The 11,484-nt window shown below is 65.2% G+C and carries 6 protein-coding genes and 1 riboswitch; of the genes, 1 reads left to right on the top strand and 5 read right to left on the bottom strand.

Features of this window, described 5'->3' with window-relative positions; genetic code table 11:
* Positions 1 to 46: 46 nt before the first annotated feature.
* From O0K41_RS21010 to thiC, 5 genes are all read right to left on the bottom strand, one after another.
* A complete protein-coding gene (locus O0K41_RS21010) occupies positions 47 to 3,010 on the bottom strand; it encodes a TonB-dependent receptor (RefSeq protein WP_005410938.1) in 2,964 nt (987 codons plus the stop codon).
* 49 nt (positions 3,011 to 3,059) lie between these two features.
* Positions 3,060 to 3,959, bottom strand: a complete 900-nt coding sequence (locus O0K41_RS21005; RefSeq protein ID WP_005414398.1) for a helix-turn-helix transcriptional regulator — start codon at positions 3,957 to 3,959, stop codon at positions 3,060 to 3,062.
* 114 nt (positions 3,960 to 4,073) lie between these two features.
* Complete coding sequence (locus tag O0K41_RS21000) at positions 4,074 to 6,404, bottom strand: winged helix-turn-helix domain-containing protein (RefSeq protein WP_049450528.1); 2,331 nt, start codon at positions 6,402 to 6,404, stop codon at positions 4,074 to 4,076.
* A gap of 269 nt (positions 6,405 to 6,673) precedes the next feature.
* On the bottom strand, positions 6,674 to 7,345 hold the full coding sequence (locus tag O0K41_RS20995; RefSeq protein WP_005410941.1) for an ion channel: 672 nt from the start codon (positions 7,343 to 7,345) through the stop codon (positions 6,674 to 6,676).
* Positions 7,346 to 7,483: 138 nt separating this feature from the next.
* A complete protein-coding gene (gene thiC / locus O0K41_RS20990; protein ID WP_049450530.1) occupies positions 7,484 to 9,328 on the bottom strand; it encodes a phosphomethylpyrimidine synthase ThiC in 1,845 nt (614 codons plus the stop codon).
* Positions 9,329 to 9,410: 82 nt separating this feature from the next.
* Positions 9,411 to 9,511: riboswitch (TPP riboswitch) on the bottom strand.
* Positions 9,512 to 9,731: 220 nt separating this feature from the next.
* On the opposite strand from thiC, the gene O0K41_RS20985 reads away from it, so the two are divergent.
* Positions 9,732 to 11,309: a BCCT family transporter gene (locus O0K41_RS20985; RefSeq protein ID WP_049450532.1), complete on the top strand. Its 1,578-nt coding sequence runs from the start codon at positions 9,732 to 9,734 to the stop codon at positions 11,307 to 11,309.
* Positions 11,310 to 11,484: the final 175 nt, after the last annotated feature.

The raw sequence follows: 11,484 nt of genomic DNA, 5'->3' as shown, positions 1-11,484 counted from the left end.
GGCCTTGCGGCCCGCCCTCCTCGTCTTGCCTTCAGGCTTCGATGGATCAGAAGCGCTGGTTGTACTGGATGAACAGGAAGCGGTCGTAATCCAGCATCGGGTCCAGCTGCACGGCACTGGCGTTGGTCACCGCGTAGGTGATCGGCGGGGTCTTGCCGAACACGTTGCGGGCACCGACGGTCACGCTGCCGTTCCACGGGGCCTGCCAGGTGGCCGAGATGTCGTGATAGACGATCGCGCCCTTCTTGTTGGCACCCAGGCCACCGCTCCAGCCACCGTTCTCGGTGTAGTAATCGGGCTGGTTGCACTCCAGGCCATTTTCCTGGTCGTAGCAGAAGTCGCGGAAGCCGCCGTAGTAACGCATGGTCCAGGTGGCCGACAGGTCGCCCTTGGTCCAGGTGCTGGCCAGGGTGCCGCGGACACGCGGGTAGTTCCAGTAGCCTGCGTAGTCATCCCATGCAGCACCCTTGGTGGCCTGCTGACGGAAGCTGGTCAGGTAGTTGGTGTCCAGGTTGAACGACAGGGTACCGAAGCTGTATTCCGGCATGCGGTAGCGGACGCCGAAGTTGTAGCCTTCGGTTTCCAGCGAGCCCAGGTTCGCGTTGCCGCGGCTCAGGCCGGTGACCTGCTGGCCGTTGGCGACGTCGCCACGGCTGTACTGGTCACAGAAGGCCTGCACACCGTTCTGGTAGCACTGGTTCAGCACGTAGTTCGCCGACAGCGCGGTGATCACGTTGTCGACAGTGATCTTGTACCAGTCCAGCGAGACGTTCAGGCCGCTGACGAAGCTCGGGCTCCAGACCAGGCCCGCGGTGCGGGTCTTGCTGGTTTCCGGCTGCAGCTTGTCGTTGCCCACACCCGAGTTGAACGGGTTGTTACCCTGGGTGTCACGGGCACTGATCGGACGACCGGCAGCGTCGGTCTGACGGAAGTCGGACGCCAGGCCTTCAGCACCGCAACGGGCTGCAACGGCCGGGTTGCTGCGCTGGCCGAACACGGCATCACACGGATCGGTGAACTTGTCGAAGGTCTGCGAACCACCACCGAACGTGTCGTCCAGGGTCGGGGCACGGAAGCCCTCGCCGTAGGTCGCACGCACCAGCAGGTCGTCGATCGGCTTCCAGGTCACGCTGAACTTGCTGTTGACCGTGTTGCCGAACTTGTCGTAGTCCGAGTAGCGGCTGGCGATATCCAGCGACAGCTCCTTGGCACCCGGCAGGTCACGCAGCAGCGGCACCATCAGTTCCAGGTAGAACTCGTTGGTCTTGTACTTGCCTTCGGTCGGCTGCGCGGCCAGCTCGGTGGTGTAACCCGAGGAGGACAGTGCGTCCGGGTGATCGTAGCCCGACACTTCGCGATGCTCGTAACCGGCAGCGAAGGCGAACTCGCCCGCATCGCCCGGCATGTCGAACAGCGAACCGGTGATGTTGGCGAAGTACTGCTTGCTCTTGCTCTGGCCGGTCGAGTTCAGCAGGGTGTTGATGTACTTCAGCGCATCCGGGGTCGCGGCGCTGGCGCCGCCCAGCAGGTCGAACGGAACGCAGCTGCCCGGGCTGGTGCCCAGCGCGATCGGGTTGGCAGCGGTGCCGCACTGGGCGACGCCGTTGGCGTTGATGAACGACGGGCCGAGGGCGTTCTTCAGGGCCAGCAGGTTGATGTTGCCCGAGCTGGTCTGGGTCACGTCGAACTGGTTGTAGTTGATGCCCACATCCCAGTCGAACGGACGGTTGTTGAAGTCGAAGTTGCCTTCCAGGGCCGCGTCGAAGTGCAGCGACTTGACGTTGTTCTGGGTGATGCGCGGCAGTTCGAAGATACGACGGCCCCAGCCACCGATGTCAACGCCGGCGCCCGGGTTGGCCCAGTTGCCCAGCGGGTTGTAGATGCTGTCCTTGCTGATCGCCACCGGGAACTGCGGCTGCGAGGTACCGGTCAGCGGGTAGCCGGCGATCTGGCGCTTGGAATCGCGCTCGGAGTACATCGCCGTCGACTTCAGACGCAGGTTGTCGTTGATGTCGTAGCTGGCCGAGGTGAACATGGTCTTCGACTCAGCGCCCTGGTTCAGCATCATCTGCTGCGAGGCGTTGTAGTAGTCGTCCAGACCAATCAGGTGGTAGTTGTTGAAGTTGTTCGACGGCTGGCCAACGCCGACCGGGGTGTCCCAGGAACCGGTGTGGTTGACCACCCAGGTGTTCGGGACCCACTTGCCAGCCTTGTTGTATTCGCCAGCACCGGCGGTGCCTTCGGCACGCGGATCGGTGAAACGACCCCACGGGCCGGCCGGGCTCAGACCGTCTTCCTTGTGGCCCTGGCCATAGGAGTACTTGGTCAGGCCACGATCCTTGGCCCACACCGGATCTTCCTTGATGTAGTTCGCACCGAACACGATCGAGGAGCGCTCGCCGCTGGCACCCAGGGTCAGGCTGTACTGGGTCTTGGAACCGTCGCCGTGGCTGTTCTGGCCATAGTAGGCACTGGCCTCGGCGCCGTCGAAGTTCTTGCGCAGGATGATGTTGACCACGCCGGAGATGGCGTCGGAACCGTAGATCGCCGAGGCGCCGTCCTTCAGGACTTCAATGCGCTCGATCAGCGAGGTCGGGATGGTCGACATGTCGGTGAAGCCGGCCAGGCTGGTGCTCCAGCGCTTGCCGTTGACCAGCACCAGCGTGCGCTGCTCACCCAGGTTGTACAGGCTGACGTACTGGCCGCCCTGTTCCGGGTTGGACGCCAGCACGGCCGCCTTGCTGAAGGTCTGGGTGCCCGCCACGGACAGGTTCTGCAGCAGGTCGCCGACGCTGACCAGGCCCGAACGCTGGATGTCCTCATGGCTTACGGTGAGGACCGGCTGGGAGGTTTCCACATCCACCGAGCGGATGCGGGAGCCGGTGACTTCCAAGCGATCAAGGGTGGTCGGGGCACTGGCTTCCTGTGCGGAAGCAAATGCCGGTGCCAGCGCCAGCGCGATGCCGGCGGGCAGCAGGCCCAGCCGCACGGCAGGGGTGCGAACGTTCATCAATCTCTCCAAGGTACGTGTTAGTAGCGTGTTAAAACGCTCCAGCACGTTACGATTGCGTTGCGATGCTGTATTTGCGCGACCCAACCGTAGACTTTGCAGAGTGTGGCGGGAGCAAGCCGCCGTTTTCCCTGAACCGGGAAGCAGACTGCCCGTAACGGGCGCGGAAGGCCCGCGCGAAGCTGCAGCAGTTGTCGAATCCGCTGGCCGCGGCGACCTCGCCCACCATCATGTCGGTGTCGCGCAGCAGATCGGCGGCCCGCTCCAGGCGCAACCGTGCCGAAAGCGACTGGGGGCTCTCTTCATACAGGCTCTGGAAGGTCTTGGAGAGGTACCAGCTGGAGAAGTTGGTCAGCTCGGCCAGTTCGCCGATCCGCACCACGCGGTGGCTGTTGCCCTCCAGATAGAGACGGGCGCGCTGCATGCGGCCGAACACCTGGCGCTTGCGGCTGCGTGAGCGACCGGGGCAGCGCTGTACGTTGTCGGCCAGGTCACGCTGCAGGCCGGCCAGATGCAACAACAGCGGGCGCAGCGCCTGCGCTGGCAGGCCGCTGTCGAGCGCATCGCGCCACAGGCGCAGGGCAACGCGGGCGTCGCCGCGGCTCATGCGACCACGACCGGCATACAGGCCGCAGTCGGCCATCTCGGACAGCACCCGCATCGCCTCCGCAGTCAGGCTGAGGCCCACGCACAGTCCGTTACGGCCGGCCTGCACCAACGGGCGCGACTCCTTCTCGAAGGCAATCCACTCACCATGGCGCAGGCGGAAACGCCCTTCCTTGGCTTCCACCCAGGAACTGCCCCGCACCTGCAGCCAGACAGTGAAGCTTGACCCTGCGGTCTGCAGGCTGCCGAGCCGGGCCACGCCCATGCAGGTCGGCGCGAGATCGTCCAGCGCCTTGTCGAGGGAGACGGTTTGGCCACGATCGGCCAGCGAGAGTTGACGCATGGGGCACCACGGGTTTGCCTGATACAGGCTTCCGTTTTGCCTAATCAGGCGTCAGCCCGTCAGGAAAATCCGCCGAGATCGCCACGAATTCGCGGCGAGAACTCCACGAAAAAATCACGAAGAGATATTTTTCTTCAGGATCAACGACTTGAGAAAGGCCGGGAACAGTGCCGGCGTCGACCGGGGCAGCTGCATGACGCCGATGTCGGCACCATCGCTGACCGCCAGGGCGACGTACAGGTCCCGGCCATCGGCGCTGGCACTGATGCCGTTGCCCGCACTGAGCCGCTGCCGGTCCAGGCAGCGCTCGGGGGCTTCGGTGCCGGCCTGGATATGGATCAAGGTCGTACCGCATTCGGTCGAGTTGCCGAGATACCCGATGCCACCGGTGCCCGCCACCGTCCAGGTGCGATAGCGCCATCGGCTTGGTCGGTCTTCACTGACCTGCTGCACGCTGGCCGGGGACAGTGCCGCATCCACCGACCACAAGCCGCCGGATGCCAGGCGTGTGAACAGCACGCGGCCATCGCCGCGATCGAAACGCGCCTGGGAGACGCCGTCGATACTGGCCAGGCGGCGCCAGGGGGTCACGCTGCGATCGAACAGGCTCAACCGGGTGCGTTGCTCTGCATCGCGCTCGACTACCAGCAGCTGCTCCGGGGTTGCCCCGTACAGGGCCTGCAGCGGCTGATCCACCGGAACCGGCAGCGGTTGCAGGTGCTCGTCGCGCGGGGCGATCTCGTAGACAACGGTACGCCCATGCTCGTCACGCCCGACCACCAGCAGCTGGCGGCTGTCGGCCGACCAGTCCGGCGCCTGCCGCCCCTCCGGACGCAGGCCCTCGATCGGCCGCAGTGAGTCGGGCCGCTGCATGTCCGCCCACCACAGCGCGAAACTGCCGGAACGATCGGAGGTGAAGACCAGCTGGCGACCGTCGGGCGCCGCCATCGGCTGCCCGTCGCGCCCACTGGACGCGAACAGCCGCTCGGCGCTGCCGCCGGCCATCGGCACCTTGAACACGCCGAACTGGGCACGGCGGTGAACGAAGGCCAGCACGTCGCCGTGGCGCGACACCGCAGGCCACTGTGCGTCGTCGAGGCCGGCATCACGCAAGGTGCGGCGCTCCACGTCCAGGTAGTACAACCGCACCTCGCTGTCCACGCGCCGGCCGAACACGATGCTGCGCCCATCGCCCAGCCAGGCCCAGCCACGCTGTTCGGCGGATTCGTTGGTCAACTGCTCCAGCTCACCGCCTCCGGCCGGCATCCGCCACAGGTCGCCCATCTGTGGATTGCGCACGAACACCAGCCACTTGCCGTCGGGCGAGTAGCGTGGCGCGTAGTCAAAATCATCCTGATCGACGGCGTAGTCCAACGCCCGCCACTGGCCGCTGGCCAGGTCGAGCACACGGATGCCGCGATGGGCATAGCGGCCCACCATGCTGCCAAAGACCAGGCCGCGGCCATCCGGTGTCCAGTCGAAGCTGAGCAGCTCGGTTCCATCGCAACGGGTCGCCTGGCGCACGCCGCCGCCAGTGGCACTGGCGATCAGCACCTGGCAACCGCCGTCGGCTCCAAAGCGGGCAAAAGCGATCTCGCGCCCGTCCGGTGACCAGCTCGGGAAACGGTCACTGGCCCCCTTCGGCGGCAGCGCCAGCTGCCGGGCCGGCGCATTGCCCGAGGTCTGCACCTTGATCACACCACCTCCGGCGCCATCCTCGTTGGCGCCTTCGTAGGCAACCTGGGAGCCGTCCGGCGAAAGTGTGGGATAGGTTTCAAAACCACTGGTGGCGGTGATCAGGCGATAGGGACGCTGCGGGCTGCCGATCACCCGCACGCCGTTCTCGACCGCTGCATCCACCGGTGAACTCGGCTCCGGCCCGCGCCGCAGCAACAATGTGGCCATGACCAGCAGCGCGGCCAGCATCATCACGCCCAGCACCCACAACAGCTGGCGGCGCAGCTGGCGCCAGCCACGCCGGCGTGAAGGCGCTGCCGGCACGGCCAGCGCCGGAATCGTGCCGGCACCGTCCGGCGACGGCATCACATCCGCAACGGCCACCGCATCCACTTCCGCTACCGGCTCGAAGTCGTCCAGCGCCTGCACCGGTACCAGCAGCCGATAGCCGCTCTTGGCGATGGTCTCGATGTAGGCCTGGCCATTGTCGTCGTCGTTGGCGAACGCCTTGCGCAGCTGGGTGACGGCCTGGGTCAGCACGTCATTGGTCGGCAACGTATCGGGCCAGACCTCGGCAAACAGCTCTTCACGGGTGACCACGCGCCCAGGCTGCCGCATCAACACGCGAAGTACGCCCAGCGCTTTCGGCGTCAGCCGCCGCGGACGGCGCGCGCCTTCAACCTCGACCTCACGCGAGGACAAGGTAATGACACAGTCGCCGACCTGCACGCGGTCGGCGTCAATGGGCGTGAGTTCGCTGCTGTTCATTTTCCGCTATACAGTAGGGACGGGACCTGGGCAGGGCTCACCAGCAATACCGTCCCCACCGTCCCTGGACAGGGCCATCGAAAAGCCAGATTCCGCACAAAGCATCGGCGCATACCGCAAAAACAATAACGCCCCCGGATATTAGCCTAAGCCGGTTACCCCGCCTATGACGGGGTCGACACTCAGGCTCTCTCTCGCCGACGCATTCACATAATCTGCATCACCATTCGCGCCCTTATGGGCGCGAAATTTTTATCTGGCGTTCATTTTCACATGCGCCGAAGCATGGTCAATCCGACCAGACGCGACACCACAAGGCCGATATACATGACGCCTGCGAACTGTTCGAGCATCACCAGGGCCCGTGCCTGCGGGTGCAACGGCACGACGTCACTCAATCCAACTCCGGACAACAAGCTGAAGCTCAGATAAAGCAGCTCCATCCAACTGCGCTCGGGGCCGGCCGTCGCACCCTGGAAACTGCCTGGATACCACTGTTGGCACACCGCGAATGCAAAGGCGAACCCCCAGGCCAGCAGGGTGAAGGTTGCCCCGGCCGCGAACAGTTCGTCGCGTGTTACTCGATGGTCCTGCAGCATGTAGGCGATCAATGCCCCGGCCGTATAGAAGTACAGCAGGCTTTCCAGCAGCTGCGCGGTGGTCAGCAGCGCGCTGCGGTCCAGCAGCGCGCCAGCCAGCGAGAACACCACCGATGGAATGGCCAGCAGCAATGCCAGCCAGGTTCCCAATGGACTGCGCTGGACCACCCACAGCGCCAGGCCGAGTACCGCCATGCCGAACATGCCCAGCGCCGCCCGGCCAGCGGCGGTGTCATCGAGGGCGGGATACAGCAGTACCGCGATCAACTGGGCGGCCAGGAGCCAGGCCGAAGGATGGCGGCGGGCGATGGCCAGCCAGCGGGTGGTCGTGGCAACGGGCATGGCGTCCTTTCCCCTGGGCGATGCGCGGAGGATAGCCGGGCGCGGCGTGATGAACGGTAGTGCCGGCCATTGACCAGCACTCTCCCCGGTCCGTGCACGACGGAATGCTGGCCAGCGGCCGGCACTACCCGTTACCCGTCACCCCTGGCGGTAGACCTCGGCCCCGCCAGCACGGAACTCCTGCGACTTCTCCTTCATGCCGGCCTCGGCGTAGTCGCGCACGTCCTGGGTGATCTTCATCGAACAGAAGTGCGGTCCGCACATCGAGCAGAAGTGGGCCAGCTTGTGCGCGTCCTTCGGCAGTGTCTCGTCGTGGAATTCCTTGGCCTTTTCCGGATCCAGGCCCAGGTGGAACTGGTCCTGCCAGCGGAACTCGAAGCGCGCCTTGCTCAGCGCGTTGTCGCGTACCTGTGCGCCCGGATGCCCCTTGGCCAGGTCGGCCGCGTGCGCGGCAATGCGATAAGCCATGATGCCGTCGCGCACGTCCTGGCGGTTGGGCAGGCCCAGGTGCTCCTTCGGCGTCACGTAGCAGAGCATGGCCGTGCCAAACCAGCCGATCATCGCCGCGCCGATCGCACTGGTGATGTGGTCGTAGCCCGGCGCGATGTCGGTCGTCAGCGGGCCCAGCGTGTAGAACGGCGCTTCGCCGCATTCGCGCAGCTGCTTGTCCATGTTTTCCTTGATCAGCTGCATCGGCACGTGGCCGGGGCCTTCGATCATGGTCTGCACATCGTGTTTCCAGGCGATCTTCGTCAGTTCACCCAGCGTTTCCAGTTCGCCGAACTGCGCCGCGTCGTTGGCATCAGCGATGCAACCCGGGCGCAGGCCGTCGCCCAGCGAGAAGGTCACGTCGTAGGCCTTCATGATTTCGCAGATGTCTTCGAAATGCGTGTAGAGGAAGTTCTCCTTGTGGTGCGCCAGGCACCACTTGGCCATGATCGAGCCGCCGCGGCTGACGATGCCGGTAACACGCTTGGCGGTAAGCGGCACGTAGCGCAGCAGCACGCCGGCGTGGATGGTGAAGTAGTCCACGCCCTGCTCGGCCTGCTCGATCAGAGTGTCGCGGAAGATCTCCCAGGTCAGTGCCTCGGCGCGGCCGTCAACCTTCTCCAGGGCCTGGTAGATCGGCACGGTACCGATCGCCACCGGCGAGTTGCGGATGATCCATTCGCGCGTCTCGTGGATGTGCTTGCCGGTGGACAGGTCCATCACCGTGTCACCGCCCCAGCGGATCGCCCACACCAGCTTCTCCACTTCCTCGGCGATGCCGGAAGACACCGCGCTGTTGCCGATGTTGGCGTTGATCTTGGTCAGGAAATTGCGGCCGATGATCATCGGCTCGCTTTCCGGGTGGTTGATGTTGTTGGGCAGCACCGCACGGCCACGGGCGATTTCGTCGCGCACGAACTCCGGGGTGATGACTCTCTGGATCGACGCACCGAAGGCCTCGCCCGGGTGCTGCTGCAGCAGGCCGGCATCGCGGATCGCGTCCAGGCGCTGGTTCTCGCGGATGGCGACGAATTCCATTTCCGGCGTGATGATGCCGCGGCGCGCGTAATGCATCTGGGTGACGTTGGCACCGGCACGTGCACGGCGTGGCAGGCTGCGCGCGGGGAAACGCACCGCGTCAAGCTTCGGGTCATGCTCGCGATCGCGACCGAACGAAGAACTCAGTCCTTCAAGCTGCTCGGTATCACCGCGCTCTTCCACCCAGCCGCGACGCAGTGCCGGCAAACCGGCGGACAGATCGATGCGCACCTCCGGGTCGGTGTACGGGCCCGACGTGTCGTAAACGGTCACCGGCGCATTCTCTTCGCCACCGAACAGCGTCGGCGTACGGGTCAGCGCGATCTCGCGCATCGGCACCTGCAGATCCGGGCGTGAACCGGGCACGTGGATCTTGCGCGAGCCGGGAATGGGCCGGGTCACGGATGCGGAGAGTTGCTGGGCCTGTTGCTGCAGGGCTGAGAGCTGTGCGTTCATCGGGCATCGTCCAGGAAGGTCAGGGACGAAGCGGCGGCGCACGGCACCCGCACACGGACGGTCCTTGGGCGGAGTCCGGGCACGGCTGCATTGCAAAGCTTCCCTACGCCGGTATGAGCCGGATCAGGTTCCAAGGGACTGTCTCAACCGTGGCCACATGGCCCGGTACCCCCGCTTCTTGGTGCGCATTAGAGCATAGACCGCCCGCCTCCGGGATCAGATCGCCATTCGTTAACGGAACCATGACGTCGCGTTCAGTAACGTGCACGCCATCGCGTTGCTGAGATCGATGCGTTCCCCGCCGCCTTCGCGGCCCCTGCCCGGTCCGTGCTGCATGCCGCCGGCCCTTCGCCGCAAGCTCTGCTCGCTCCCCTCAATCGCCCTTGATCGGAGAAGCTCCTTCATGGTGTTTCGCGTTTCCATCGCACTGGTTCTGCTGCTGGTGCTGCTCGCCGGTATCGCCCCCGGCCCCTTCAACACCGTGGTCCAGTCGATGCTGGCAGAAGTCATCCGCAGTGTCGGCTGGCTGTACCTGCTGGTGGTGTTCCTGGCGCTGGTGTTCCTGATGTACCTGGCGTTCGGCCGCTTCGGCAACCTGCGCATCGGCGGCGAGGACGCCGAACCCGAGTTCTCGCGTGCCAGCTGGATGTCGATGCTGTTCGCCGCCGGCATGGGCATCGGCCTGGTGTTCTGGGGTGCGGCCGAGCCCATCTCGCATTTCAGCAAGCCGCCGGAAGGCCTGGCGCCGCAAAGCCTGGATGCAGCGCGCGCATCGATGCGCTATGCGTTCTTCCACTGGGGCCTGCACCCGTGGGCGATCTACGCACTGATCGGCCTGGCGATGGCCTGGTTCCAGTTCAACCGCAATGGACGCGGCCTGGTCAGCGACATGCTGCAGCCGATCATCGGCCGCCACCATCGCGGCTGGATCGGTCGGGTGGTCAACATCGCCGCCGTAGTTGCCACTGCGATCGGTGTCGCCACCACGCTCGGCTTCGGCACCATCCAGATTGCTGCCGGTATCGAACGCGTCTTCAGCGTGCAGGCTACCGTCGCCGTGCAGATGACCATCATTGCCGTCGCCTTCGTGCTGTACATGGCCTCCACCGCCAGTGGCGTAGAGCGAGGTGTGAAGTGGCTGTCCAACTTCAACCTGGCGTTGGCTGCCCTGCTGGCGGCCATCCTGCTGGTGCTGGGGCCGACCGGCTTCATCTTCGATACGTTCACCACCACGCTGGGCTCCTACCTCAACCAGCTGGTGACGATGAGCCTGCGCATGTCACCGTTCTCCGGCAGCACCTGGGTGGCGGACTGGACGATCTTCTACTGGGCCTGGTGGATCTCGTGGGCGCCGTTCGTGGGATCGTTCATTGCGCGCATCTCGCGCGGCCGCAGCGTGCGCGAGTTCGTGATCGGTGTCGTGCTCGCACCGACGCTGCTGGGCTTCTTCTGGTTCGCGGTGTTCGGCGGCACTGCGTTGTGGGCACAGATCTTCGGCCACGCCGATCTGGTGCAGGCGCTTGGCAATGGCTACGAGACGGTGTTGTTCACACTGTTCAACAGCATGCCGCTACCGCTGTTGCTGTCGTGCATCGCGCTGGTGCTGCTGATGATCTTCTTCGTGACCTCGGCCGATTCGGCGGTCCTGGTGCTGGCCAGCATGTCCACCGACGAGGCTGGCGACCCACCGTTGAAGCGCAAGCTGGCCTGGGGCATTGCGGTGGCACTGATCGCAGCGGCGTTGCTGCTGGCCGGAGGCCTGGACGCGCTGCAGGGCATGATCACGATCGCGGCATTGCCATTCGCGCTGCTGATGGTGCTGGTGATGGTGTCGCTGTACCGGGTGCTGGACCAGGAGTACACGCGCGAGCGGCGGCAGGCGCAGCGCCAGCGGCACATGATCGATGCGTGGATCGCACGCGAGATGGCGGCGCAGGAGGAGACGCAGGCCGAGGCAGCGCGCGCGCACGATCAGGATTGAGGGTTGTTTTGCAGCCTGCGGCTGCACCGCTTTTTTCAAGCAACGGCAACAACAACTTCAAAAGCGGCTCTGGATTTCTGCTGGTTTGGCGGGGAGGGGGCCGATGGCGGGACACGCCGCAAGTACGTCCCTGTAGGCTCGGCCACGGCATCCATGCCGTGGACGGTCCCGCCAT

This window comes from Stenotrophomonas sp. Sm2128 (assembly GCF_030985535.1).
Classification (GTDB): domain Bacteria; phylum Pseudomonadota; class Gammaproteobacteria; order Xanthomonadales; family Xanthomonadaceae; genus Stenotrophomonas; species Stenotrophomonas maltophilia.
Note: the sequence above shows the minus strand (reverse complement) of the source record. Positions and strands in the feature narration are given on the sequence as shown.